Source organism: Mycobacterium sp. DL99, assembly GCF_004762045.1.
Classification (GTDB): Bacteria; Actinomycetota; Actinomycetes; order Mycobacteriales; family Mycobacteriaceae; genus Mycobacterium.
Window position 1 is genome coordinate 2,682,295 of record NZ_SJOM01000007.1, and the last position, 23,774, is coordinate 2,706,068.

The 23,774-nt window shown below is 66.9% G+C and carries 26 protein-coding genes; 10 read left to right on the forward strand and 16 right to left on the reverse strand.

The features are described 5' to 3' along the window. Complete coding sequence (locus tag EYZ64_RS13480) at positions 1-582, reverse strand: DUF3000 domain-containing protein (RefSeq protein WP_135453885.1); 582 nt, start codon at positions 580-582, stop codon at positions 1-3. A gap of 111 nt (positions 583-693) precedes the next feature. On the opposite strand from EYZ64_RS13480, the gene hemE reads away from it, so the two are divergent. The 5 genes from hemE to EYZ64_RS13505 all read left to right on the forward strand — a co-directional run bounded on the left by hemE (position 694) and on the right by EYZ64_RS13505 (position 6,151). Beyond that, positions 694-1,755, forward strand: a complete 1,062-nt coding sequence (gene hemE / locus EYZ64_RS13485; protein WP_135453886.1) for a uroporphyrinogen decarboxylase — start codon at positions 694-696, stop codon at positions 1,753-1,755. After that, complete coding sequence (locus tag EYZ64_RS13490; protein WP_135453887.1) at positions 1,752-3,107, forward strand: protoporphyrinogen oxidase; 1,356 nt, start codon at positions 1,752-1,754, stop codon at positions 3,105-3,107. The genes hemE and EYZ64_RS13490 overlap by 4 nt, the downstream gene beginning before the upstream one ends. Positions 3,108-3,111: 4 nt before the next feature. Continuing rightward, positions 3,112-3,807 carry a hydrogen peroxide-dependent heme synthase gene (hemQ, locus tag EYZ64_RS13495; protein ID WP_044517907.1) on the forward strand — a complete coding sequence of 232 codons (696 nt, stop codon included), beginning with the start codon at positions 3,112-3,114 and terminating at the stop codon, positions 3,805-3,807. Between the two features lie 117 nt (positions 3,808-3,924). Further along, a complete protein-coding gene (locus tag EYZ64_RS13500) occupies positions 3,925-4,668 on the forward strand; it encodes a class I SAM-dependent methyltransferase (RefSeq protein ID WP_210115506.1) in 744 nt (247 codons plus the stop codon). 259 nt (positions 4,669-4,927) lie between these two features. Next, a complete protein-coding gene (locus EYZ64_RS13505; protein ID WP_167857821.1) occupies positions 4,928-6,151 on the forward strand; it encodes a PucR family transcriptional regulator in 1,224 nt (407 codons plus the stop codon). On the opposite strand, the gene EYZ64_RS13510 is transcribed toward EYZ64_RS13505, so the two are convergent. Together EYZ64_RS13510 and EYZ64_RS13515 are read right to left on the reverse strand one after the other, a co-directional pair. Beyond that, entirely contained in the window at positions 6,105-6,569 is a 465-nt protein-coding gene (locus EYZ64_RS13510) for a DUF1003 domain-containing protein (RefSeq protein ID WP_135453889.1), read from the reverse strand. The two genes, EYZ64_RS13505 and EYZ64_RS13510, sit on opposite strands and share 47 nt — an antisense overlap. Positions 6,570-6,573: 4 nt before the next feature. Beyond that, positions 6,574-7,221, reverse strand: a complete 648-nt coding sequence (locus tag EYZ64_RS13515) for an HdeD family acid-resistance protein (protein WP_135453890.1) — start codon at positions 7,219-7,221, stop codon at positions 6,574-6,576. A gap of 415 nt (positions 7,222-7,636) precedes the next feature. Between EYZ64_RS13515 and EYZ64_RS13520 the strand changes: the two genes are divergently transcribed. After that, complete coding sequence (locus EYZ64_RS13520) at positions 7,637-8,089, forward strand: MaoC family dehydratase (RefSeq protein ID WP_135453891.1); 453 nt, start codon at positions 7,637-7,639, stop codon at positions 8,087-8,089. A gap of 95 nt (positions 8,090-8,184) precedes the next feature. On the opposite strand, the gene EYZ64_RS13525 is transcribed toward EYZ64_RS13520, so the two are convergent. The 3 genes from EYZ64_RS13525 to EYZ64_RS32230 form a co-directional block, all read right to left on the reverse strand. After that, positions 8,185-9,564: a DUF2252 domain-containing protein gene (locus tag EYZ64_RS13525; protein WP_135453892.1), complete on the reverse strand. Its 1,380-nt coding sequence runs from the start codon at positions 9,562-9,564 to the stop codon at positions 8,185-8,187. Positions 9,565-9,743: 179 nt separating this feature from the next. Continuing rightward, on the reverse strand, positions 9,744-10,160 hold the full coding sequence (gene msrB, locus EYZ64_RS13530; RefSeq protein WP_135453893.1) for a peptide-methionine (R)-S-oxide reductase MsrB: 417 nt from the start codon (positions 10,158-10,160) through the stop codon (positions 9,744-9,746). A 103-nt stretch (positions 10,161-10,263) separates the two neighbouring features. Beyond that, positions 10,264-10,707 carry a hypothetical protein gene (locus EYZ64_RS32230; protein WP_210115507.1) on the reverse strand — a complete coding sequence of 148 codons (444 nt, stop codon included), beginning with the start codon at positions 10,705-10,707 and terminating at the stop codon, positions 10,264-10,266. Between the two features lie 185 nt (positions 10,708-10,892). Between EYZ64_RS32230 and EYZ64_RS13540 the strand changes: the two genes are divergently transcribed. Further along, positions 10,893-11,465, forward strand: a complete 573-nt coding sequence (locus EYZ64_RS13540; RefSeq protein WP_135453894.1) for a class I SAM-dependent methyltransferase — start codon at positions 10,893-10,895, stop codon at positions 11,463-11,465. Here EYZ64_RS13540 and aftC read toward each other — a convergent pair. From aftC to EYZ64_RS13555, 3 genes are read right to left on the reverse strand one after another with little or no spacing between them, the layout of a single operon-like run. Further along, a complete protein-coding gene (gene aftC, locus EYZ64_RS13545) occupies positions 11,457-12,749 on the reverse strand; it encodes an arabinofuranan 3-O-arabinosyltransferase (protein ID WP_135453895.1) in 1,293 nt (430 codons plus the stop codon). The genes EYZ64_RS13540 and aftC overlap by 9 nt on opposite strands. A gap of 33 nt (positions 12,750-12,782) precedes the next feature. Then, complete coding sequence (locus EYZ64_RS13550; protein WP_210115508.1) at positions 12,783-14,360, reverse strand: alpha/beta hydrolase; 1,578 nt, start codon at positions 14,358-14,360, stop codon at positions 12,783-12,785. Positions 14,361-14,385: 25 nt separating this feature from the next. Continuing rightward, positions 14,386-15,159: a pyrimidine reductase family protein gene (locus tag EYZ64_RS13555; RefSeq protein ID WP_135453897.1), complete on the reverse strand. Its 774-nt coding sequence runs from the start codon at positions 15,157-15,159 to the stop codon at positions 14,386-14,388. Between the two features lie 34 nt (positions 15,160-15,193). Between EYZ64_RS13555 and zapE the strand changes: the two genes are divergently transcribed. After that, a complete protein-coding gene (gene zapE / locus EYZ64_RS13560) occupies positions 15,194-16,234 on the forward strand; it encodes a cell division protein ZapE (protein WP_135453898.1) in 1,041 nt (346 codons plus the stop codon). Here the strand turns inward: zapE and EYZ64_RS13565 are convergent. Genes EYZ64_RS13565 through EYZ64_RS13580 form a run of 4 tightly spaced genes read right to left on the reverse strand, consistent with a single transcriptional unit; the run spans position 16,231 to position 18,572 of the window. Continuing rightward, entirely contained in the window at positions 16,231-16,752 is a 522-nt protein-coding gene (locus tag EYZ64_RS13565; protein ID WP_135453899.1) for a GNAT family N-acetyltransferase, read from the reverse strand. The two genes, zapE and EYZ64_RS13565, sit on opposite strands and share 4 nt — an antisense overlap. A gap of 28 nt (positions 16,753-16,780) precedes the next feature. Continuing rightward, positions 16,781-17,314 carry a hypothetical protein gene (locus tag EYZ64_RS13570; RefSeq protein WP_135453900.1) on the reverse strand — a complete coding sequence of 178 codons (534 nt, stop codon included), beginning with the start codon at positions 17,312-17,314 and terminating at the stop codon, positions 16,781-16,783. A gap of 45 nt (positions 17,315-17,359) precedes the next feature. Further along, a complete protein-coding gene (locus EYZ64_RS13575; RefSeq protein WP_135453901.1) occupies positions 17,360-17,785 on the reverse strand; it encodes a PPOX class F420-dependent oxidoreductase in 426 nt (141 codons plus the stop codon). 40 nt (positions 17,786-17,825) lie between these two features. Beyond that, positions 17,826-18,572 (reverse strand): Clp protease N-terminal domain-containing protein, encoded by a 747-nt coding sequence (locus EYZ64_RS13580; protein WP_135453902.1) that lies wholly within the window; start codon positions 18,570-18,572, stop codon positions 17,826-17,828. Between the two features lie 166 nt (positions 18,573-18,738). Between EYZ64_RS13580 and EYZ64_RS13585 the strand changes: the two genes are divergently transcribed. Beyond that, entirely contained in the window at positions 18,739-20,082 is a 1,344-nt protein-coding gene (locus EYZ64_RS13585; protein ID WP_167858109.1) for a sensor histidine kinase, read from the forward strand. Between the two features lie 2 nt (positions 20,083-20,084). Here the strand turns inward: EYZ64_RS13585 and EYZ64_RS13590 are convergent, their stop codons facing one another. The 3 genes from EYZ64_RS13590 to EYZ64_RS13600 form a co-directional block, all read right to left on the reverse strand. Continuing rightward, positions 20,085-20,456: an ArsR/SmtB family transcription factor gene (locus tag EYZ64_RS13590; protein WP_135453904.1), complete on the reverse strand. Its 372-nt coding sequence runs from the start codon at positions 20,454-20,456 to the stop codon at positions 20,085-20,087. Continuing rightward, positions 20,401-21,675 carry an MFS transporter gene (locus EYZ64_RS13595; protein ID WP_286174865.1) on the reverse strand — a complete coding sequence of 425 codons (1,275 nt, stop codon included), beginning with the start codon at positions 21,673-21,675 and terminating at the stop codon, positions 20,401-20,403. Before EYZ64_RS13595 ends, EYZ64_RS13590 begins: the two co-directional genes overlap by 56 nt. 83 nt (positions 21,676-21,758) lie before the next feature. Continuing rightward, positions 21,759-22,421: a FadR/GntR family transcriptional regulator gene (locus tag EYZ64_RS13600; RefSeq protein WP_135453905.1), complete on the reverse strand. Its 663-nt coding sequence runs from the start codon at positions 22,419-22,421 to the stop codon at positions 21,759-21,761. Positions 22,422-22,561: 140 nt separating this feature from the next. On the opposite strand from EYZ64_RS13600, the gene EYZ64_RS13605 reads away from it, so the two are divergent. Beyond that, positions 22,562-23,722: a CynX/NimT family MFS transporter gene (locus EYZ64_RS13605; RefSeq protein WP_167858110.1), complete on the forward strand. Its 1,161-nt coding sequence runs from the start codon at positions 22,562-22,564 to the stop codon at positions 23,720-23,722. Positions 23,723-23,774: the final 52 nt, after the last annotated feature.

The following is a 23,774-nucleotide window of genomic DNA, read 5'->3' on the forward strand; positions in this document are numbered from 1 at the left end:
TCACGCGCGCGTACGGGTACTCAGGTCGGTGACACCAGCCGGGGGCAACCCGGCCGCGTGCTCGAGCACTTCACAGAATGCCTCCACATGCGGCCCTAACTCCAGATCGGTGGCGGTCCAGGAGGCCCGCAGCTCAAGCTGGTGTGCCCGCGGCGGGCCGGATATGTCACCGTAGCGCACCGACGTGGTGGCGGTGACGGTGCCGCCCAGCGCGGTGACGTGCTCGGCACGCGATTCAAGGGCGTCCACCAGCCAGCTCCAGGCCACCTCGGGCAGCAGGGGGTCGATGGCTTCGCTGGAATCCAGGTCGGCCTGGATGTAGGCGACCAGGCGCATGGTGCCGTCCCAGGCCTCGGCGCCTTCGGGGTCGTGCAGCAGGATCAGCCGGCCGAACGCGTCTCCCTCGGAGCGCTCCGGGATGACCGCCGTATCGGGATGTCGGACCTCGGCGCCCAGCGCGTAGCTGTAAGGCGCCAACCGCTGTGGCGGGCGTATCGGACCCAGTTCGATTTCTGGCCGTACGGTGGTGGCGTTCATCGCCGCCACCGCCGTCCGGAACTGGGCCGGTTCGGCAGAGGTCACGGCGTTTGACGCTAGCGGATACTGCCAGGACAGGAAGCAGGCGCGCCGAAGTCCGGGCGTCACGAACCGGCAACGGCCTGCGCCCACGGGCACATGGCACCATAGGAGCCGATGAATACCCGCCGGGAGCTGCCCGATTCCCCCTATCTTGCCGCCGCGAGCGGCCGCACCCCACACCGTGTGCCGGTGTGGTTCATGCGGCAGGCCGGCCGCTCGTTGCCGGAGTACCGTGCGCTGCGTGCCCAGCACCGCATGCTGGAGGCCTGCTTCGACCCCGAACTGGTCTGCGAGATCACCCTGCAGCCCGTGCGCAGGCACGGTGTCGACGCCGCGATCCTGTTCTCCGACATCGTGGTGCCGCTGAAGGCCGCCGGGATCGGTCTGGACATCGTGCCGGACGTGGGCCCGGTCATCGAACACCCGATCCGGTCGGTGGCCGATGTCGAGGGCATGAAACCGCTTGATCCGGTGCAGGTGTCGCCGGTCACCGAGGCCGTCTCGATGCTCGTCCGCGAGCTGGGCGACGTGCCGCTGATCGGCTTCGCCGGCGCGCCGTTCACGCTGGCCTCCTATCTGGTGGAGGGTGGCCCCAGCCGTCACCATGAGCGCACCAAGGCGATGATGCTGGGGGAGCCGGCCACCTGGCATGCGCTGATGACTTCGCTGACCGATCTGACCATCACCTTCCTGCAGGCCCAGGTCGACGCCGGGGCCGATGCCCTGCAGGTGTTCGACTCCTGGGCCGGGACGCTGTCGCTGGCCGACTACCGCACCTACGTGCTGCCGCACACCACGCGGGTGTTCGCCGCCATGGCCCCGGCAGGTGTGCCGATGACGCATTTCGGCGTCGGCACCGCCGAGCTGCTCGGGGCGATGTCCGAGGCGTTGGGCACCGCGCCGGCCACCATGGTCGGGGTGGACTGGCGCACCTCGCTGGTCGACGCCGCGGCCCGGGTCAAACCGGGCAGTGCCCTGCAGGGCAACCTCGATCCGGTGGTGCTGCTGGCGGGGTGGCCGGTGGCCGAGGTCGCGGTGCGCCGCGTGGTCGAGGACGGGCGTGCCGCAGTGGCAGCCGGAGCGGCCGGTCACGTCTTCAACCTGGGCCACGGTGTGCTGCCGGCGACCGATCCCGGCATCATCACCGAGGCGGTGACATTGGTGCACTCGCTGTGAGTGTGTCCTATTGCGTTGTCGGCGGCGGTATTTCAGGACTCGTCGCGGCGTACCGATTGCGGCTCGCGGCCGGGCCGCGAGCGGTGATCACGCTGCTCGATCCGGCTGACCGGCTCGGAGGGGTGTTGCGCACCGAACGGGTCGGCGGGCAACCCTTCGATGTCGGTGCCGAGGCGTTCGTGGTGCGCCGACCCGAGATGCTGGACCTGCTCGCCGAGCTGGGCCTGGCCGGCCGTCAGCTCAGCCCCACCGGCACCCGGCCGCTGATCTACAGCGGGGCGCGGCTGCATCAGCTGCCGCAGGGCACCCTGCAGGGCATTCCGGCGCAGGCGTCGTCGCTGCTCGGTCTCGTCGACGACGAGACCGTGGCGCGGATCCTCGATGAACGCTCCCGGCCCCTGCGGTGGAGCCCGGGCGCCGATCCGTCGGTCGCCGAGCTGGTCGGTGACCGGTTCGGTTCGCAGGTGGTGACCCGGTCCGTGGATCCGTTGCTCACCGGCGTGTACGCGGGCTCCTCGGCGACGATCGGGTTGCGTTCGGCCGTGCCGTCGCTGGCGGCGGCACTGGACCGCGGGGCGCACAGCCTCACCGAGGCGGTGCGTGAGGCGCTGCCGCCACCGTCGGATGCACCGGTGTTCGGGGCGGTCGACGGCGGCTACACCGTGCTGCTGGACGAGCTGCGTCGCCGCGCCGACGTGCGGTGGGCGCAGGTCGCCGCGGTGCGGGTGGACCGTCGTGGAGGCGGCTGGTCGGTGCTCGACGATGAGGGCGCCAGTTGGCACGCCGACGCGGTGATGCTGGCGGTGCCGGCGCCACACCTGCCGTCACTGATCGAACACATCGCTCCGCGCACGGCAGCAGCCGCCCGGCGCATCCGGGTGGCCTCGGCGGCGGTCGTGGCCCTGGCGCTGCCGGGCGGCACACCGTTGCCGCAGCAGTCGGGTGTACTCGTGGCCGCGGGGGAACGTCTCAATGCCAAGGCGGTCACGATGTCCTCGCGCAAGTGGGGCCGGCGCGGGAACGTCGAGATGGTGCGGTTGTCGTTCGGACGCTATGGCGACGACATGGCCGCCAACACCGGCGATGACGACTTGCTGGCCTGGTCGGCCCGCGATCTGACCACGCTGTTCGGTGTCACGGTGGACCCGGTGGACAGCCATGTGCACCGCTGGATCGACGCGATGCCGCAGTACGGCCCCGGGCACGGTGATCTGGTCGCCGAACTACGTGCGGGACTGCCCCCGACGCTGGCGGTGGCGGGCGGTTATCTCGACGGGATCGGGGTGCCGGCGTGTGTGGGCACCGCCACCCGGGCGGCCGCGGAACTGGTGTACAGCGGCGTGGCACGATAGGCGTATGGCCAAGCTCGACTACGACGAACTGAACTCCACCATCCGCTACCTGATGTTCTCGGTGTTCGCAGTGAGCCCCGGGGAACTGGGCGACGAACGGACCCCGGTGATCGACGAGGCGACGGCCTTCTTCAAGACTCAGGAAGAGCGTGGTGTGGTCGTGCGCGGCCTGTACGACGTGGCCGGGCTGCGGGCCGACGCGGACTTCATGGTCTGGACCCACGCCGACAACATCGAGGCGCTGCAGGCGACCTATTCGGACTTCCGGCGCACCACCGCGCTGGGCCGGGTCAGCGACCCGGTGTGGAGCAGCGTGGCGCTGCACCGCCCGGCCGAGTTCAACAAGAGCCACGTCCCGGCCTTCATCGCCGGTGAGGACCCGGGCAACTACATCTGCGTGTACCCGTTCGTGCGCTCCTACGAGTGGTACCTGCTGCCAGAGGAAGAGCGCCGGCGCATGCTGTCCGAGCACGGCATGGCCGCCCGCGGTTACAAGGACGTGCGGGCGAACACGGTGCCCGCGTTCGCCCTCGGCGACTACGAGTGGATCCTGGCCTTCGAGGCACCCGAGCTGCATCGCATCGTCGACCTGATGCGCGATCTGCGGGCCACCGACGCCCGCCGTCACACCCGCGAGGAGACGCCGTTCTTCACCGGCCCGCGGGTCAGCGTCGAAGATCTGGTCGCCAAGCTGCCGTAGTTTTCTTGCGCGAGCAGACACAGATGTCCCCATACACCCGGCGTGTTGGGGACATTTGTGTCTGCCGGCCAAGGTAGTTGACCTGGGCTTTCAGACCGCGGGTCTACCCTCGCGGGCATGACTGCTCCGCAAGAATCCGATCGCTTCGAAGAGATGTACCGCGACGAGCGGACGGCACATGGACTGCCCGCCGCGACACCGTGGGACATCGGTGGGCCGCAGCCGGTCGTGCAGCAGCTCGTCGCGCTGGGCGCCGTCAAGGGTGAGGTGCTCGATCCCGGCACCGGGCCCGGTCATCACGCCATCCACTATGCGTCAAAAGGGTTGTCGGCCACGGGTGTTGACGCGTCGCCAGCCGCGATCGAGCGGGCCCGGCAGAACGCTCGGCAGGCCGGTGTGACAGTGGATTTCCGGGTGGCCGACGCGACGAAACTCGACGGCCTCGAGGGCAGATTCGACACCGTCGTCGACACCGCGTTCTATCACGTCTTCACCGGTGAGCCCGAGTTGCAGAAGTCGTACGCGCGGGCGCTGCACCGGGCCACCAAACCCGGTGCACGGCTGTACATGTACGAGTTCGGTGAGCACAACGTCAACGGCTTCAGGATGCCGCGTTCGATGACTGCCGACGATTTCCGTGAAGTCCTTCCCGATGGAGGCTGGGAGATCACCTATCTCGGAACAACCACCTACCAGGGCAACGTCAGCGTCGAGGTTTTCGAGACGATGGCTGCGCGTAACCCCGACATGGCCGAGGAGATGGCCCCGTTGCTGGAGCGACTGCGGGTGATCGAACCATGGCTGGTCGACGGCCGGGTGCACATGCCGTTCTGGGAGGTGCACGCCTCCCGCGTGGACTGAGTAGACGCAGTTCGGGGCGACCGGGGCCGATTTGGCCTCCACGCGCCGCCATGAGGTTCTACGGTCGACTCATGGCGAACCAGGGCAACGCCCACGACGCCGACATCGAAATAGCACTTCTCGTGTGCCAGTGGTACGGGGTCACGGTCGCCTGCCCTGTGCCGGTCTGAGGTGGTGGTATCCCATGCACAGCAGCGGAGGACCAATTCGTCTTCGAGCGACAACGCAACAGTGGCATCCGCCGCCTACTGTTCCGCGCATGCTCGGGGAGCTTGTCGACGATCAGCTCGCGGATGTGGGACGCGCACTCCGCGAGCGCACCGACGACCTGGCACCCCGCATCGCGCGGACGATCAGCCGGGAGGTCGAGATCTACCGGACGCGGCCGGTGCCGGTCGATCTGGTGACGACGAGTTGCGCGGCCAACATGCGGTCGGTGTTCGTTGCCTTCTCCGGGCATGCACCGGTTGATCCGGCTCCCGCGATCGAACTCGGAGCGGCACGCGCTCGCGACGGTGTTCCTCTCGCGTCGGTGTTGGACGCGTACCGGGTCGGGGTGCGCGAGGTGTGGGCCGCGGCCGCGCAGGAGTCCTCGAACTGCGAGCGGCACAGTGACGAGCTCTTACGGGTGATGACCGCGAGAATCTTTGCCGCTCAGGATATTCTGTCGACCGCGATGGCCGATGCCTATCACCGCGAGCGGGCCCGCCTGTTCGACGGCCACCGCGACGAGCGATCCGCATTGATCGATGAAGTGCTGCAAAGGCGCCCGTTCGACGACTGGAGCGTATGGGAGGCGGCGGAGTTGCTCGGGCTGCCCAGCGACGGCCCGTTCGTGGTGATCGCCGCCGAGGTCGTCGAGTTCGGGTCTGAGTCGCTGCCCGGGATCGAGCCGAAACTACGGAGTATGGACGGGTTTTCGGTGTGGCGATCGCTGCCCGATCTGCAGGTCGGAATCGTCCATGTGCGCGACGACAGCCACCTCGATGGCGTGCTGGGGTTAGTGACCCGAATGGCCACCGCGCGGGTCGGCGTCAGTGAACGTTTCGACGATCTCCGCCAGGCAGCGGAGGCCTTGCGCCACGCGCGCGTGTCGATGCGTGGCCGGCGCGACCCGGGGACATACGTTTCCGTATTCGACGGTTCGATACTGGCCACCGCGGCGGTCAGCGCACCGGAGGTGATGGTGAAGCTCGCAACACCGATCGTCGAGTGCTTCGACGGATTGGCCCGCAGTGAACGCGACGTTCTCTTCGACACCTTCAGGGCGTGGCGCGACAATGGTGGCTCGCTGCGGTCGGTGGGAGAAATCCTGTTCTGCCACCCGAATACGGTGCGCTACCGGTTGCACCGGATCGAGCAGCGCACCGGTCGCTCGTTGGCGAAGCCCCGTGACGTCGCCGAGTTAGGTCTGGCCCTGGAGGTCCAGCACCGGCTCATGTGGCACCGGGAGCACCCGGGTCCTGTTGAACCTGACCCATGAATCGCTTGTGTAATTCCCTTGTGAGCACATTGATCTCACGGGTGAGCTCGGTATTGGTCTTGAGTTCCAGCTCCTGTGTCTCGAAGTCGTGATCCGCCTTGGCCTGTTGGAAGGCGGCCTGCCGGTTCTGGCCGATCATCACGAAGGTCGACAGGAAGATGGCCTCAAGCGATACGACCAGGGTCAGCGTCGGCCACGGCGTACGTTCGAGGAATACCATCCATACGGCGAACAGCACGGCGTGGATGAAAACGAAGCTCATCGAGCCCGCGAAAGCCGTGATCCTGTCGGCGACTCGCAGCTGGAAGCTCTGATTTCGTTTGAGTGCCTCCTGCACAACCGTCGGGTGATGGCGCTGTTGACTGTTGAGCACCCGACGTGGGATCAGCCGCGCAAGCTCCTCGCGCCGTCCGGCCATCGGATCACACGCCTGCCGGGTTTGTGTGCCGGCCTCCGAGGGCCGCGGCGGTTTCGGTGACACCCCGGTTGACCTTGCGGACCATGAAGGCCGAACTGATCTGTCCGACACCATGAATGAGCGCACCAGCGGCCACCCATGAGACAAGGACGACGACCGAGACGTTCCATGAGCCGGCCGCCCAGAAGCCGATGCCGATCTCCAGGATCCCGACCAGCAGCAGAACCCACCAGCCCGGCACCCGGCTCACGGTGAACGCTGTCGCGATGTCGAATGCGCCGCGGAAGATGAAGTAGAAGCTCATGATCGCGGCCAGGCCGATGAAGGTGTCGTCGGGGCGGATGAATGCGAATATGCCGACGATGACGAACAGTATCGCCAGCAGTCCGTGCAGGATGCGCCAGCCACGTGAGGGGGTAACAACGCTCACCATCACCTCGTTGGCCGCGGCGGCGAAGCAGAAGACCCCGAACAGAATCGCGATCGCGGCGACGGTCGTGTAATTGAAACGCAGGATGAGGATCGCGATGATGATCCATGCCACGCCGGTGACCAGGAGCAGCCACCAATGCTTGGTCGATGCGGCGAGGTCGTCGAGGGCTTCGCTGAACAATCCATGCGGTTTCGTCGGGTTCGGATTGGTGGTGGTCATCGGTCCTCCCGGTGTCGGTTGTCACGTGATGGGGACGCTGCTACCTTTCGGCGCCAGCGGGCAGCGTGGCCCGCCGTACGTCGAGAGATTTATTGTTGCGCTCTGCGGTTCGGCTGCAGTTGTCTGTCAGAACAACATCCGGCCGGTGATGGTGTCGTCCCGAACATTGCCGACGCGCCGTGCCCGACGCGGCGGGCCCGTGTTCGTGGGTACATCGTAGGAATGTCGATGTTGTTCGCGGTGACAACGAAGATCGGCCGGCCGGCGGTGAGGATTGAAATGTCAGCGAATCGAGTGGCCCGCTGATATGTCAATTCGCGCAAGCGATCCCGTCAGCTGAGCGGCAGGCCGGGTCCATCGGTGCGCGGATCCAAGGTGTGTAGTTCTGCGGTCAGATCACCACGGGAGGCCTGGGATGACAACTGTTCTCGATGCACCGGCAGACCTGCTGAAGCTGGTCGGTCAGGTGCTCGGTACCACCGACTGGATGAAGATCACCCAGCAGCAGGTCGATCTTTTCGCCGAGGCGACCGGCGATCACCAGTGGATTCACACCGATCCGGAGCGTGCGGCCAGGGGGCCGTTCAAGGGCACGATCGCGCACGGGTATCTGACACTGTCACTTGCGCCTTTGGTGATCTCGGAGGTGCTGCAGATCCGTGAGCTGACCTCGGCATTGAATTACGGGTTGAACAAGGTGCGATTCCCGGCGCCGGTGCGGGTGGGAACGCAGATCCGCGGAGTGGTCACGGTGATGAGCGCCCGGCAGAAGACCTCTGGCGTGGAAGGGGTATTCACCGTGACCTACGAAATCGACGGTGACGCCCGGCCTGCCTGTGTCGCCGACGTGATCGTGTTGTACCCATGACCGGCAAACGACACCCCGGTTCTCCACCACCAAACTGGAGTTCCAGCGGGGTCCACCGGGGAATCCTGGTTCGCTGAACGTGATTCGCTGTGCTGTTACAGGTCGGACTCGGCCCTGATCTGTCCGCCGGCGGCCGCCTCCTTGAATGCCGCGTAGTCGCGGTCATTCTGGTCGGCGTAACTCTCGGCGAACCGTACGAACGCGGCATCGGCGGTGTCCCCGTGGCCGAGATAGGCCGCGATCGCAATGCGGTCGCCGGTGCGGGCGTGGGCACGCGCCAGCGCGTGTCCGCAGGACCGCCCATAGTCGGCGAGCAGCTTCGGGTCGGATGACTGGATGGGCACTGAGCCCTTCCAATCGCGCAATTGCCGCACGTAGTAATCCGCTTCGTGGCCGTCCGGTCCCACCGCGTGTAGCCAGCCCAGCAGGATGTCGCTGCTGGCCTGCATCAGCCGTTGGCCGACCGAGACCCGTTGCGCGGCATTGGGGTATTCACTGGCGCCGAGGAAGCGCTCAAGCACAGACGGCTGGGCTTCCTTCACCTGCATCAGCGATGGATCGTCGCCGTCGCGCCCCAGCATCATCACCACCCACGACCGCAGCCCAACACTGCCGACCCCGACCACCTTGCGGGCCATCGCCGCGTACCGGAACCGGTTGACGAGGCAACGGCGTTCGGTCTCTAGGCTTGCGCGGTAGCCTTCCATCAGGGTGTCCATCTGCTGCTCGTAGCGGTGGGCCTCATCGGCGCCGACGAGTTCTTCGATGGGCACCAGGAGTGGCGGGCTGCTGACAAGCCGACGTCTGCCGTCGACGACCTCGGTCAGCTTGGACGCAGCCTGCAGGCTGTCGCGGCTGCGGGCCTTGGCGGCGGTCAGCCGGATCGACGCCGCGTACTCCGGGTCGACGGTGTCTTCCAGCGCAGCGTCGACAACGGTGTGTGCGTACCACACGTCCAGTTCGCGCATCTCGGCCAGTTCCTGCATGCGTCCCCGATAGGCGGCCGCGCACGCGCGCACTATGTTGGCGGTGTCGACGGATTGAAATCCGTTGACACGAGCGGTGACCGCCAGACTGGCGACCAACCGTTTGACGTCCCATTCCCACGGCCCGGGCAGGGTCTCGTCGAAGTCGTTGATGTCGAACACAAGATTGCGTTCCGCCGACGCGAACAGGCCGAAATTGGACAGATGCGCATCGCCGCAGAGTTGGGTGGTGAGCCCGGTGTGTGCCCCTACCGCGAGATCCGACGCCATGATCAGCGCTGCACCGCGGAAGAACGCCAGCGGCGTTGCCAGCATGCGGCCGTAGCGGATCGGAATGAGATCGGCTATCCGCGTCGCGGCCTGGGATTGCAGTAGCGCCACCGGATCCGCGCGGCCTGCGGCGGACGGCAGGTCTGCCAGCGCCGATCTGGGGAAGGAGGACCGCGCCGTCCGGCCCAGGTCACGGCGGTCCTGCGCGGATCGATACATGTGCGCCACCTCCCCGGCCGACTGCTCCGTTGATGCGACCGGTTGCACCGGCTTCTCGCCATTGTCTGCGACAACCGGTACCGATGGTCGATGTTCGGTGAGACAGCGTGGCCGTCGAGATGGCGGCATACGCCCGCTCGCGGTGGACCCTTCTGGAACAAATGCTCAGGTCAGGGCGCTCAGGCGGTCTCGGGCACCAGCTTCAGTGAGATCGAGTTGATGCAGTACCGCTGATCGGTCGGGGTGGGGTAGCCCTCGCCCTCGAATACGTGCCCCAGGTGGCTGTGGCAGTTCGCGCACAGCACCTCGACGCGGCGCATGCCGAGCGAGGTGTCCGACCGCAGGATCACCGCGGCCGAATCGGCCGGATCGAAGAACGACGGCCAGCCGCAATGGGATTCGAATTTCTCGGTGCTGCGGAACAACTCGGCGCCGCAGGCCCGGCACTCATACACGCCTTCGGTCTTGGTGTCGGTGTACTCACCGGTGAAGGGCCGCTCGGTGCCCGCCCGGCGCAGCACCGCGAATTCCTCAGGGGTCAGCTTCGCGCGCCACTCGTCATCGGTCAGTTGCAGCTTGGGACCGTCGGTCGTCATGAACCCAAATTACGTGTTGCCCGCCGGTGCGCGCCAGGCATGACGGATCCGTACGAGCGCGGGGCGCCGTGACCGCGGCATCGGGTCAGCAGGTCGCATCCGGTCAGTACGGGGCGGTGGGCGGGTAGGGCGGTGGCATCAGTCTCTTGTTGTGTGCGTCAGCGGCCATGTAGGCCCACACCATGCCGCCGATCCAGGTGAACAGCCAGAGGAACCAGGTCAAGCCGAGGGTGAAGAATCCGATGATGAGCAGCAACGCGTTGATGCCGAACATGATGAAGGCGCCCGGCACCGTTGCGTAGAGCATTCCCAGGCAGCCGAACAGTCCGGCCAGCAAGGCCGCGAGCCCGGGGTTTTTCGTCGGCGCGGCCGGCGCATACATGTTGACCTGGACTGCGGGCGGGGCCGGGTATAGGTAAGGCTGTGGGCCGGTGGCGCCGAAGTAGCCGGGCGGTGGGCTGAGATTGGGCTGCAGGATCGGCGGTGGCTGCTGTGACTGGATGGGTGGTGGCACCGCAGGCAGATAGTTGTCGTCGGCCTGGCTCATGGTTGCCCCCTTGGTCGATTTGGTGAGGTGAGGCTACCGCCACGGGGGATCGGGTGTGTGCTGCTGGGCTACTTTTGCTCATCGAGCGCGAGCGTTGAACTGATCAGGCAGATCCGTCCAAGCGCCCGGCGGGGACGCGCGTGATGCTCGAGACTGGATCAATCACCTATGACAGGGGAGCTCACATGCCGGCGATGTCACGGATCGAGCGCGCATTCTGCAAGACGGCGCTGTGGCGTGGGGGAACCGGGCAGGCCGTGCTCGGTAGCATCCCGGTCGATCGGTTGGGTCACGATGTTCTCGAAATCGGCTCGGGCAGTGGCGATATCGCGGCCCGGATGCGGCAGGGCAATCCGGATCTGGCCATCACCGCGACCGACTTCGACCCGGCGATGGTGCGCGCCGCCGCCCGGCGGCTGCAGGCATATCCAGACGTGACCGTGCGTGGGGCCGACGCCACCGACCTGCCATTCGCCGACGACTCGTTCGATTCGGTGCTGAGCTGCCTGATGCTGCACCACATCGTGGAATGGGAGAAGGCCGTCGCCGAGATCGCCCGGGTGTTGCGGCCGGGCGGTGTGTTCACTGGCTACGACCTGACCCGAACCCCGATGGCAACGGCGATCCACCGGCTCGACCGGTCACCGTTCCGGCTGGTCGAACCCGACGAGCTCGATGAGGTCTGCACGCACCACGGCCTGCCGATGCAGACCCGGACCCGCCTGGCGGGTCAGGTCATGCAGTTCACCTCAAACTGATTCGGCTTCCTTGGCACGGTTCAGCCACGGCGGATCGATGCCCTCGTCGAGCCTGCCGTCCTGCTTGGCGTCGAGGTAGCGGAAGTACAGCACGCAGAACACTACGACCAGCATGAGTGACCAGCCGTAGGTGATCTTCATGTACTCCAGGAACCGGCCGGTGGTCGGCCAGCGCCACAACAGCCAGCGGTCCATCGTCATGAACCCGTAGACCCCCAGCCACGCCGGCCAGTTGCGGATCACCGAGTTCGGCAGCACCACCGTCATCAGGAACGGGAACAGCATCATCGAGTAGTAGCCCTGGGCCAGTCCGAGCACCAGCCACGAGCTGATCAGCAGGACGCCTGACGAGGTCAGCATCCAGAACAGCTGGTCGCGTTCGCGGTAGTAGCGGTAGAGCAGCCACAGGCTGACCACCGTCAGCACCACCGCGATCACGCGCAGCACGATGATCAACCACATCGGCAGCCCGTAGTAGATGCCGTTGCCCAGGATCGAGGAGTTGAAGTAGTCGCGAGTCTCAAGGATGTAGGGCGCGGTGTTGCGCACGAAGCCCATCGGGTCCGCCGACAGCGGCCAGGCCACCGCGTTGAACGCCAGGGGCACACCGAACGCGGTGATCAGGGTGCGCCACTGCCGGTTCAACACCGGCAACAGCAGCAGCGGTGCCAATGACGGCTTCACCACCAGCGTCAGGCCGATCGCCGCCCCTGCCAAAAGTTCGTTGCGGGTGCCGCCCTTGAGCAGGAACCAGAAGAACAACACCTCGGCCAGCAGCAGGCAGCCGTTGATGTTTGTGAAAACCAGTGTGTTGGTGACCGATTCGGTGCAGAACATGGCCAGCAGCAGGGCCGGCAGCGCTACCGAGGTCAATGAGAATTTGAACAGTCGTACCAGTACGCATGCGGCGATGATGACTGCCGCGGAGTTGATCCCGACGAACCAGAACCGCGACGCGAACTCCGGCAGGAACCCGAACGGGGCCAGCAGCAGAGTGCCGCCCGGTGGGTAGAGGTAGTGCGGGTCGACGAAGTTGAAATGTTCGTTGTAGATGGCCCAGTGCCGACGGAAATTCGACACCGCGCGGTACACCGGACCGAAATCGTCGGTGATGTAGCCGTTGGTGGCCAGCACATAGCTGCGATGGATGATCGACAGAATCGCGACCGGCCACAGCACCGAACGCAGCACCGTGGCGGTGCTCGGCGGGGAGGTGCGGGGACGGAAGGAGTTCAGAAGACCGACTCTGATGGGATTGGTCGTGGATTCTGCTTCGGCCACCAGCGAACCTTATACCGACGTCGATCGGGCCCCGCGTCAGGCAGGACAGTAGGTGTCGGTCTCGGGCAGTTTGCCGCTGTCGAGATAGCCGGTGAGCGGGGGTAGCGCGCACGGGGTGTAGATGCTGGCGCCGTGGCCGATGCCCTGCCACATCACCCGCCGGTTGTTGGCGCCGGCGTTGATGATGGTGGCGGCGACGGCGGCGACGCCCTCGTTGCCGACGATCGGGTCGTTGTGCACGCCGAGCAGCAGCACCGGAATCTTGAGGTCCTGCGGGTCTTTTGGTGCGGTGCCGCTGGGCCAGTTGAGGCATTTGACGAGGTTCAGCGCCCCAACGGCGCCGAACTGCGGGTAGAGCTTGCCCCAGGCGACCACCAGTTCACGGACCCGGTCCGGGGTCGGCCGGTTCAGCGCGTCGCCGCAGGAGTTCACGAACTGGCCGTCGGTCTGGCGCAGGCTGTCGGCCTGGGTGATCAAGGTCGAGATCGGACCGGCGTCACCGGCGCGAGCCGCAGCCAGGGCGCCGGCCAGGTTGTTCGTGGCGGCCACCCGGTCGCCTTGGGGGAAGCCCATTCCGGTGGTGATCGCGTCGACCAGCGTGGCAACCGAGGCCCCGCCGGGTCCGCGGCCGGCCCGCGCGTCGGCCAGCAGGGCGTCGACGGCGCCCTTCGCATCGGGGGCCAGCGGGCAGTTGGCGGCCACGCACTGGGCGGCGAACGCGTCCAGCGCGGCCTGTTGGCCCTTCACACGTTGTTCGGCCGCGGCCTCGGCACTGAGTGCCAGCGGTAGCGGGGAGTCCAGGATCAGCCGCGACACCTTGTTGGGGTGCGAGCCGGCATAGGCCAGGGCCACCTGAGCGCCGTTGCCGACGCCCAGTAGCGCCAGGGAGGGCACATCCCAGGTGCTGCGCAGCCGTTCCAGATCTTCGGCCGTGTGCGCGTTGTCGTAGGCCGAGTCGCCCGGGGCGATGGTGTCGGTGCAGCTGGTGGTGGCGGTCATGGTGACCGCGCCGAGGTTGGCCACCGGATCGTCGCCGGCTTGAAACTGCGTCTGGTCCAGCATTTCCTGGCGGTCGTAGACGTCGCGGCAATCGATGGCGCCGGACATGCCGATGCCGCGCCGGTCCACGGCGACGATGGGATGCGTCTTGAGGATGTCGGTTCCCGAGCGCGCCAACCATGTCGGCAGCTGCACCGAGGTGGGGATGTCGGATCCGGTGGTCATCACCAGCGGTCCGGCGTCGGGCGGGGTCTGCGTCGAACGGGCCCGCACCACGCCGATGCTGATCGTGCCGGTGGCCCCGTTGATGGAGTCGAGATCGGCGTCGTAGGTCGCGCAGTCCAGCGTGACGTCGGCGGGCGGCTGGACGCCGGCACCGCTGAACACCCGCGGGGTGCAGTCCCGCCAGGACAGGTCGTTCTTCGGCGCTTCGATGCCGGGCGCACCGGGCGGGGCCGCCGAGGTGGTCACGGGCTGTCCCTGCGGGTGAGCGCCGGAGTTGGTGGCATACCGCGGATCTGCGGCGAACAGCGGCGCACAGGCAGTGAGCCCCAGTGACAGGACGGGCACGGCGACCGCCGACCTTCTCAGGGCTTTCACCAGCTGATGACGCATGCTGACCACAGTAGCGACAGGGTTGTCAGTGCCCGCGGACGTAGCGGGTGTACAGGTAGCCCTCGTCGTCGGTGAGCAGGTGCGAGGGCCGCATCCGGGTGTGCGCCTGGCCCGCACCGGTGGCGATGCGCCGGGCCACGCCGCCGAGCAGGATCGGTGCCACGGTCAGGCAAAGCTCGTCGAGCAGGTCGTTTTCGATGAGCAGGCTCAACAGCGACGGGCCGCCCTCGGTCAGCACCCGGAAGAGCTTGCGTTCGGCCAGGATTCGCAGTGCGACCGCCGGGTCGACGCGCGTGGGGTCCGCACCGGAGGCGTCGAGGACCTCGGCGAGAGTGCCCAGCCGGTGTCGTGCGTCGGCGACGGTCTTGGTGGCGGTGAGGATGAGCGGTGCCACCTCGGTGCGGGTGAAGAACTTGGAGTTTTGGTCGAGCTCGGCCGATGCGGTGATGACGGCGATCGGCGGCACTTCGTCCTGGCCACGGCGCTGGCGCTCCTGCCGCTGGGCGGCAGACAGCTGCACGCCGGAGTAGTTCTCGATCCGCACCGTCGCCGCGCCCATCAGGATGACATCGGCGGTCTGGCGCATGAGATTGAACACAGCCCGGTCACCCGGACCGGCCAGGCCGCCGGACTTGCCGTCCTCGGTGGCACCGCCGTCGAGGCTACTGATCATGTTGCCTCGCACCCAACATCGCCGCAGGTCATCGGGGTAGGTGTAGTAATCGGCCAGCTGGCCGTCGGCGATCTTGTCGACGTTTCCCAGCACGGTCAGGTCGGTCCCGGCGGTGTCATCGGACATGAACTGAATTGGAGCACGTCGTTACGCTGCCTGAATGCACGGGTCCAGCGGCGTCGCTCATCTCGCCGATCGTCATCCCACTGTCACGCCGGAGCGGCTGGTCGCACAGTTGGTTCCGCCGCCGACGTTCGCCGACGTCAGCTTCGACAGTTACCGCCCGGACCCGGCCGAACCGTCCCAGGCCGCCGCGGTGCAATCCTGCCGCAGTTTCTGCGAGCAGGCAGCGCTTCGGCGGGCAGGCAAGAAGAAGCTGTTCGGCAAGCGTGAGGTGCTGCCCGGGGTCGGGCTGTACCTGGACGGCGGGTTCGGCGTCGGCAAGACCCACCTGTTGGCCTCCACCTATTACACGCTTTCGGCGGGCGAGGCACCGACCGCGTTCGCCACGTTCGGCGAGCTGACCCAGCTGGCCGGTGTGTTCGGCTACAACGAGTGCATCGACCTGCTCTCGGAGTACGTGGTGGTGTGCATCGACGAGTTCGAGCTCGATGACCCGGGCAACACGACACTGATCTCGCGGTTGCTCTCGGCGCTGGTGGAGCGCGGGGTGTCGATCGCGGCTACCTCGAACACGCTGCCCGAACAGCTGGGTGAGGGCCGGTTCGCCGCGCAGGACTTCCTGCGTGAGATCAACACGCTGGGACAGATCTTCACGACGGTCCGGATCGAGGGGCCCGACTACCGGCATCGCGATCTGCCGCCGGCCCCCGAGCCGCTGTCCGATGACGAAGTGGCGCAGCGGGCCGAGGGCGTCACCGGAGCGACCCTCGACGACTTCGACGCGTTGTGTGCGCATCTGGCGACCATGCACCCGTCGCGCTATCACGCGTTGATCGAAGGTGTCACCGAGGTGTTCATCACCGGGGTGCACCCGATCGAGGATCAGAGCGTGGCGCTGCGCCTGGTGGCGCTGACCGATCGGCTCTACGACGCGGGTGTCCCGGTGCTGGCGTCGGGGACCAAGCTGGACACCATTTTCAGTCCGGAGATGGTGGCCGGCGGGTTCCGGAAGAAGTACCTGCGGGCCACGTCGCGTCTGTTGGCCCTGACCGCCGCCGCGCAGCAGAAGACCGTCTAGACCGGACGGACCATCACGTAGTCGTTCTCGATGCGGGTCCCGAGCCGGAAGGTCTTGGTGCCGCTGATGGTGAAACCGTTCTTGGCGTAGAAGCGCTGCGCGCGTTGGTTCTGTTGGTTGACCCCCAGCCACACGCAGCCGACGCCGGATTCGGCCGCGGCGCGCAGTGACTCGGTCATGAGAGCCTGGGCAGCACCGCCGCCGTGGCTGTCGGGCAGCACGTAGATCTTGGACAGCTCGAGTGCGGGCCGTTGCGTCACCGCTTGCTGGACGTCACTGTTGTCGGGGACACCGTGAATCAGCATGGCGTATCCGGTGATTGAGGTATCGCGTGCCACCAGCACGATCCGGTTCGGATCGGTGAGGTACTCGCCGAAGCGTTCCTCGGAGAGGGTTTCGGCGATGAACGCGGCGATGTTGTCCGGCGTCACCGACGGGGGACAGGCCAGGGGAAAGGTGGCGGCCGCGACCGCAGCGAGTTCCGGAAGGTCAGCCGCGGTGGCCGGCGCTATCTCCACGGCTCCTCGCGCGAGCGCTCGTGGGTGATCAAGGCAGGGGCGCGCCCGGCTGCCACAGATTCCACTGCGCCAGGTGCTCGCCCGTCTTGGTGTCGGTCAGCACCACGTTGGTGACCAGTGCGCGGTAGACATCCCAGTAGACGTCGCCGTTGACGGTGGCTCCCGGAGGCGCGTTGCGCAGCGCCGCTTCGAGCCGGTTCGGCGCATCGGTGTGCTTGGGCGCGTACGCGTCGGCGTACGGGGTGACGCCGTTGAATGTGAACCCCAGCGCCATCGCGTAGGGGTTGGGCGCAGAGATGGTGGTCACCGTGATCGGGGCCCGCCACGGCCCGCCCTGGGCCCGCCACCGCGGCGAGCCGTTCCAGCCCCAGCCGGGCGGGACGTCACTGGCGAGCACGTCGTGCACGGTGACGTCGGCGACGATGCCGTTGGCGGTCTGGACCCGCAGCGTCTGACCGATGTTGCCGATGGGGGCGCCTTCGGCCGAGGCCGCCGGCGGGGCCACGAGGGCGGTGACGGCCACCACCATGGCCGTGAACATGAGCGCAAACCAGCGAGGCATGCCACGCATGATCGCACAAAGTGAAACGTGTTACAGCCGGATGGGTCAGGACACCCAGGGCCCGAAGCCGCCGACCTTGTCGATCCGGATGCGGGTGAGCCAGCCGGCCGGTGCGTCCTTCGGCGGGAACGGAACGTTCGGTGGGGAAAGCGTCTGCGCCAGTTCCTTGAGAAGTTCCGGTGCGCCGCCCTCGACGATGCGTGCCGTGCCGGTGATGGACAGGTAGGGACGCATCGTGTCGCGCAGCGGACCGGTGTCGGCGATCGTTACGGCGACCCGCGGGTCGCGGCGGACGTTGCGGACCTTCTTGTGTTCGGCCAGATGCGCGGTGACGAGCTCGTCGCCGTCCGGGGTGGACTGCAACGCCACCCAGACCAGCGATACCTGCGGGCTGCCGTCCGGATTCAGTGTTACGAGAGTGGCGTCGGCACCTGCGCCGATGAATTCGCGTGCGGCGTCGTTGAGTTTCACATCTGGTTCTACGGCTACGGGGGCGCTTTCATTCCAGGTGTCAGTCCTCGGCGGTGTCTTGATCTTTCCCAGTCAACGATTCCAGGGCGGCGGTCAGTTCGGTCTCGAACCGTTGCGGGTCGGCGCCGAGGCGGTGCAGCGGTCCGTCCTCGGCTTCGGCCTCGGCCAGGGCGAGCAGGATGTGTTCGGTGCCGATGTAGTTGTGGCCCAGCCGAAGTGCTTGGCGGAAGGTCAGTTCCAGCGCCTTCTTGGCGCCCCCGTTGAACGGGATCAGTGCCGGAACCTCGCCGGCGGGTGGCGGAAGGGTGATGGCGGCCTGGGCGGCCTCGGCGGTGATGCCTTGACTCGCAAGGAGTTTGGCGGCGAGTCCGTCGGGTTCGGAGAACAGTGCCAGCAGCAGGTGCTCGGGAGTGATCTCCGCGTTGCCGGCCGCGTGCGCGGTGTTCTGGGAGACGACGACGACGTTGCGGGCCCGCGGGGTGAACCGGCCGAATCCGGCATTCGGGTCGAGTGCGGCCGGGTCGAAATCGGGAACTTTTGGCACAAAGCGCTTCTGGACCGCCTGCTTGGTGACGCCCATGGCCTTGCCGATGTCGGTCCATGAGGCGCCCGAGCGGCGGGCCTGGTCGACGAAATGTCCGATGAGGTGGTCGGCGATGTCGCCGAGGGCGTCCGCGGCGATCACCGCATCGATCAACTGTTCAAGAGGTTCGGTGTGAGCCTTCTTGATCGCGCCGATGAGGTCGTCGAGACGGACGGGGTTGGTGACGGTGACGGGTTGGCTCATGCGTCAACTCTAAGTTGACGACCCGTCATCGTCAACCGCAAGTTGACGATGGAGGCTGTCGGCGACGTAGTGGCCGGGCATCGACCCGCGCGGATCGGGCAAGATAGCGCCGGTGAATCTCGAAGAGCGTGTGCTCCGGCTCCTGCGACCCGTGCTGCGGCCGGTGATGCGGGTGCTGTCGTTGCGCGCCATCGTCATCGTCGGTGCACTGTCGGTGGTCGTCACAGTCATCACGCTCGGGACCTGGGTGTGGGTCGGTGTCACCAACGACCAGTACAGCCAGCTGGACCGGCGGCTGGATTCATTGAGCAGTCTGGGTGATGTGAGCACGCTGCTCACCGCCACGAAGCAGGGCTCGGCCGACAAGTCCATGCCGGATGACGGCGGCCTGGTCCGCACCGCACACATCGGCGGCGTCAGCGTCTCGGTGCCCAGCGACATCGTCCTGCCCCGGTTGGAGAACGGGTACGCCAACACCACGATCGACGGGGTCGAGTACCGCGTGCGCACGTTCACCGCGGGACCGGCCAGCATCGCGCTCGGCGCACCGCTGGCCGACACGCAACGGCGGATCGACGAGCTGCACCTGCGGGTGCTGCTGATCTGCGGCGGCGTCATCGGCAGCACCATCGTGGTGGGCTGGGTGATCTCGCTGGTGATGATCACGCCGTTCCGGCTGTTGGCCCAGCAGGCGCGGGCGATCAACGCCCAGTCCAAGCCGGACGAGGTGCAGGTGCGCGGTGTGCGCGAGGCAGTTCAGATCGCCGAGGCGGTCGAGGGCATGCTGGCGCGTATCGGCAACGAGCAGGAGCGCACCAAGGCCGCGCTGGAGTCGGCCCGCGATTTCGCCGCAGTGGCCTCCCATGAACTCCGCACCCCGCTGACGGCGATGCGCACCAATCTGGAAGTGCTGTCCACTCTGGACATGACCGATGAGCAGCGCGAGGAGGTGATCGGGGACGTGCTGCGCACGCAGAGTCGCATCGAGGGCACCCTGACCGCCCTGGAGCGGTTGGCCCAGGGGGAGTTGACCACGGTCGAGGATTTCGTGCCGATGGATGTCACCGAGCTGCTCGATCGCGCCGCGCACGACGCGCTGCGCACGTATCCGGGCTTACGGGCCACTCTGATGCCCTCGCCGACGGTCTTGATGCTGGGCATGCCGGCGGGCCTGCGCTTGGTGATCGACAACGCCATCGCCAACGCCGTCAAGCACGGTGGTGCCACCGAAATCCGGCTCAGCGCAGTCAGTTCCGCCGACGACGTGCAGATCGTGGTCGACGACAACGGTTCCGGGGTGCCCGAGGCGGAACGGGCCGAGGTGTTCGAGCGGTTCGCCCGTGGCTCGACCGCATCGCGTTCGGGATCCGGTCTGGGTTTGGCGCTGGTTGCCCAGCAGGCCGAATTGCACGGTGGCACAGCCGCTTTGCTGGAGAGCCCGCTGGGGGGAGCGCGGCTGTTGCTGCGGCTGCCGCTGACCCGGACGCGCATGGAGGACGCGCCCTTCTAGGTTCAGGGGTGCGCAGGTTCCCCGGTGACGCGGTGATCGGCGTGGTTGAGTCCCTCCTGGACCAGACGGCTCAGATGCCCGTCGCGCAGCCGATAGAAGACCCGTCGTCCGTCCTTGCGGGTTTCAACCATGCGGGCGAAACGGAGTTTTGCCAGGTGTTGACTGATCGAGGTGCGAGAGGCTCCGGTGGCCTCGGCAAGTGCGGTCACATCGGCCTCGCCCTGGGTCAGGAGCCATAGCAGGTGCAGTCGGGTCCGATCCGCCAGCATTCGGAACGTCTCGCTGGCGACGTCGAGCCTCTCCTGGTTTGGTGCGCCCTCATGGACCAGGCTGTCCTGCAACCGCGACGATGGGCTCCCGGGCCGTGGTGCCATGGAACTCCCTCCCGTGACGCGGCCACATCGTGACTGCCGCCAGTGTCGCGAGTGTAGCCAGTGCGGCCAATAACAGGGCGGCAACAGCCTGGTTGAGCGTGGCGCCGACCCAGCCGGCCATCGGGTACGTGAGCAGAAAACCGGCGTGCGACAGCGAGAACTGCGCGGTGAAGACCTCGGTGCGGTTCTGGACGGTCGAGTTGCGGCGCAGTAGGCGGGCTGACGGAGTGTTGATCATCGAGGTGCCTGCACCGGTGATCGCCCACAGTGTGCACATGGCGATCCACCCCGCGGCTCCGGAGGGTGTGGCCAGGATGAAAAGGGTTGTGGTGCAGAGTGCTCCGGTGCAAGCTGCGGCACCGACGAGCATGACCGTGCGGTCGGAGATCAGATTGAGTAGGCGGGGCACAGTCAATGCGACCAGCATTGAACCACCGCCGAAACACGCCAGCGCTATCGCAAGACCACTGTCCTGACCGTCGAGCAGGGTTCGGACGTAGATCACAGTGTTGACCACCACCAGTGCGGTGGCTGCCGCGACGACGACGTTGAGGGCCAGCAGGGCGCGCAGGTCTGGAGATGACCGCATGATGTGTGCACCGTTGAGCAGGCGGTCCCGAAATTGAGCCGGGCGTGGGGCCTGCGGGGCAGCGGGGACTCGTGCCAGCGAGATGGCGGTGGCCGACGACAGGAATCCCACGACGGTTCCGAGGAACAGGGTGGGATAGCCGACCACGGTCAGCAGGGCCGCCGCGAGCATCGGGCTGGCCAGTGATTCCAGGTCGTAGGCGAGGCGGGACAACGATAGTGCCTTCGTGTACGTGTGCTCGTCTGCCAGGGCTGATGCGATCACCGCCTGATAGGCGGGCGTGAAGGTGGCCGATGCGGCCTGTAGCAGAAATACCAAAAGGTATATCTGCCAGACGGATTCGACGAACGGTAAGCAGAGCGCGACCGCGGCTCGCAGCACATCGGTCGCGATGAGGACCGACCGGGGCCGTAATCGCGAGGTGGCCGCGGCCATCAGCGGGGCCGCGAAGACGTAGGCGGTCATCTTGATCGCCAGGGCGGTTCCCAGCACGGCCCCGGCGTTGTCGGCGGCGACGTCGTAGGCCAGTAACCCCAGGGCGACGGTCAGCAGACCGGTGCCCAGCAGCGCTACGACCTGCGCCGCGTACAGGCGCCGGAACAGCGGGATGCGCAGGGGATGGCTCGCCACGCCACCAGTATGTCAATACGTGCGCAATTGCGCACCTATAGTTTTAGCCTGATCCTGTAGCCACGTAATCGGCACGCAAAGCGTCAGCAGTCCTGAACGGGTGACCGGGCCAGGATTTCGTCGAGGAAGCCCGCGGCCTCGCGCCCGGCGCGTTCCACATCGCCGGCGGCGATCGCCTCGACGAGGTCGTCGTGCGGGAACATGCCGCCGGGAGCCGCACTCGTGGTCGCGACGCTGGCGGTGATCGCCTCCAGTAGCCCGCGGTAGATCTCGATCAGCACCGGGTTGTGCGAAGCGCGCACGACGGCCAGGTGGAACTCGGTGTCGGAGTGGGTGAACTGCGCGTGGTCGGTGGTGTCGGTGTGTGCGAGGTGGGCGCGTAACTCGGCGAGGTCTGCTTCGGTGCGCGCGGTGGCGGCCAGGCGGGCGCCTTCCACCTCGAGGCAGCGTCGGACCTGCAGCACATCGCGTAGCTCGGATCCGCACAGCCGGCGCAGCGCTGCCGATACCTCGCTGGTGGCGCGCACGTAGGTGCCGTCGCCCTGTCGGACTTCGAAGATGCCGTTGTGTGCCAGTGCCCGGATGGCTTCGCGCACGGTGTTGCGTCCCACCCCGAGCGCCTCGACCAGTTCGGATTCGGTGGGGATCCGGCTGTCGACCGGCCATTCGCCGGAGGTGACCAGGGTGCGCAGTTGCTCGATGACCTGATCGACCAGGCCCGTGCGTCGCGTTGTGGCGAGCGGCACTCGAAAGTCCTTTCATCCAATCATGGGATGTATGGCATCATAGCCGGGTGAGTGGGACCCTGCGCAAAGAAACCCTGAACAGTTACGAGCACGATCTGGAGCTCGAGCTCGACGGTGCCGTAGAGGTCCGTCCCGGGACGATGGCGGCAGGCGGTGCCCTGCTGGTCGTGGCGGTGGTCCTGACCGCGCTGAACCTGCGCCCGGCGATCACCAGTATCGGACCGGTCCTCGGGGAAATGCGCGAATCGCTCGGGGCCTCGGCAGTCTGGGCCGGCGTGCTGACGACTCTGCCGGGGCTGTGCTTTGCGGCAGCCGGACTGACCGCACCGTGGTTGGCCCGCCGGATCGGGTTGGGCCGGGCGATCTCGGTCGCTCTGGTGATCCTCAGCATCGGCCTGGTCGCCCGGGTGCTGGACGGCCCGTACGTGGTGATCGGCGGAACGCTGGTGGCCACCGGGGGTATCGCACTGGTCAACGTGCTCATCCCCGTCGTCATCAAGGGTTCGTTCCCCGCCCGGATCGGCCTGATGACCGGCGTGTATACCGCCGCACTGCAGGGCGGCGGGGCACTGGGATCTGCGGTCACCCCGCCGCTGGAGCCACTGCTCGGTGGCTGGCGGGGAGCGTTGGGCTCCTGGGCCCTGGTGGCCGTCGTCGCGCTGCTGTTCTGGCTGGTGGGCGCGCGGGGAATCAGCACGGCCCGCACCGAAGCGGCCTCGTCGGGGACGACCGGTCGCTCGCTGCTGCGCAGCCCGCTGGCCTGGACCATCACGTTGTTCTTCGGCTGCCAGTCGTTCCTGGCGTACATCGTCATGGGCTGGCTGCCCGAGGTGTTCATCGACAGCGGCGTCAGCAAGACCGACGCCGGTCTCCTGCTCGGGTTGGTGTCCATCCTGGCCGTCCCGATCAGCCTGATCGTTCCGCCGCTGGCGGCCAAGCAGAAGAACCAGAGTGGCTGGATCGTGGGGCTCGGCGTGGTCGGGATGGTCGGGATGATCGGCCTGCTCGTCGATCCCGGCGCGGCGCCGTTGCTGTGGAGCTTCTTCGTGGGCATCGGGATGAGCGTGTTCTCGTTGGCGCTCACCGTGATTGCGCTGCGCGCGCGGAACGCCGAGGACACTGCGCGGCTCTCGGGGATGGCGCAGGGCTTCGGGTACCTGCTGGCCGGTGTGGGTCCGTTCTTGTTCGGGCTCCTGCACAACATGACCGCCGGCTGGACGGCGCCGTTTGCCATGATGCTGGTGATCTACCTGGTGCAGATGGTGGCGGGTGCGCTCGCCGGCCGTAACCGCTACGTCTAGGTCACAAGCCTGGTTTGTGGCCCCACAACATCGCGGTGCCTACCGGTGATCG

Bases quoted from the DNA above. Each gene is read 5' to 3' on its own strand.
- zapE (WP_135453898.1), top strand. From the start codon at position 15,194: ATGCACGGGTCCAGCGGCGTCGCTCATCTCGCCGATCGTCATCCCACT.
- msrB (WP_135453893.1), bottom strand. From the start codon at position 10,160: ATGACGACCGACGGTCCCAAGCTGCAACTGACCGATGACGAGTGGCGC.
- EYZ64_RS13515 (WP_135453890.1), bottom strand. From the start codon at position 7,221: ATGACCACCACCAATCCGAACCCGACGAAACCGCATGGATTGTTCAGC.
- hemQ (WP_044517907.1), top strand. From the start codon at position 3,112: ATGGCCAAGCTCGACTACGACGAACTGAACTCCACCATCCGCTACCTG.
- EYZ64_RS13580 (WP_135453902.1), bottom strand. From the start codon at position 18,572: ATGAGCCAACCCGTCACCGTCACCAACCCCGTCCGTCTCGACGACCTC.
- EYZ64_RS13510 (WP_135453889.1), bottom strand. From the start codon at position 6,569: ATGGCCGGACGGCGCGAGGAGCTTGCGCGGCTGATCCCACGTCGGGTG.
- EYZ64_RS13505 (WP_167857821.1), top strand. From the start codon at position 4,928: ATGCTCGGGGAGCTTGTCGACGATCAGCTCGCGGATGTGGGACGCGCA.
- EYZ64_RS13590 (WP_135453904.1), bottom strand. From the start codon at position 20,456: ATGGCACCACGGCCCGGGAGCCCATCGTCGCGGTTGCAGGACAGCCTG.
- EYZ64_RS13585 (WP_167858109.1), top strand. From the start codon at position 18,739: ATGCGGGTGCTGTCGTTGCGCGCCATCGTCATCGTCGGTGCACTGTCG.
- EYZ64_RS13525 (WP_135453892.1), bottom strand. From the start codon at position 9,564: ATGTATCGATCCGCGCAGGACCGCCGTGACCTGGGCCGGACGGCGCGG.
- EYZ64_RS13520 (WP_135453891.1), top strand. From the start codon at position 7,637: ATGACAACTGTTCTCGATGCACCGGCAGACCTGCTGAAGCTGGTCGGT.
- hemE (WP_135453886.1), top strand. From the start codon at position 694: ATGAATACCCGCCGGGAGCTGCCCGATTCCCCCTATCTTGCCGCCGCG.
- EYZ64_RS13570 (WP_135453900.1), bottom strand. From the start codon at position 17,314: ATGCCTCGCTGGTTTGCGCTCATGTTCACGGCCATGGTGGTGGCCGTC.
- EYZ64_RS13540 (WP_135453894.1), top strand. From the start codon at position 10,893: ATGCCGGCGATGTCACGGATCGAGCGCGCATTCTGCAAGACGGCGCTG.
- EYZ64_RS13500 (WP_210115506.1), top strand. From the start codon at position 3,925: ATGACTGCTCCGCAAGAATCCGATCGCTTCGAAGAGATGTACCGCGAC.
- EYZ64_RS13550 (WP_210115508.1), bottom strand. From the start codon at position 14,360: ATGCGTCATCAGCTGGTGAAAGCCCTGAGAAGGTCGGCGGTCGCCGTG.
- EYZ64_RS13605 (WP_167858110.1), top strand. From the start codon at position 22,562: ATGGCGGCAGGCGGTGCCCTGCTGGTCGTGGCGGTGGTCCTGACCGCG.
- EYZ64_RS32230 (WP_210115507.1), bottom strand. From the start codon at position 10,707: ATGAGCCAGGCCGACGACAACTATCTGCCTGCGGTGCCACCACCCATC.
- EYZ64_RS13555 (WP_135453897.1), bottom strand. From the start codon at position 15,159: ATGTCCGATGACACCGCCGGGACCGACCTGACCGTGCTGGGAAACGTC.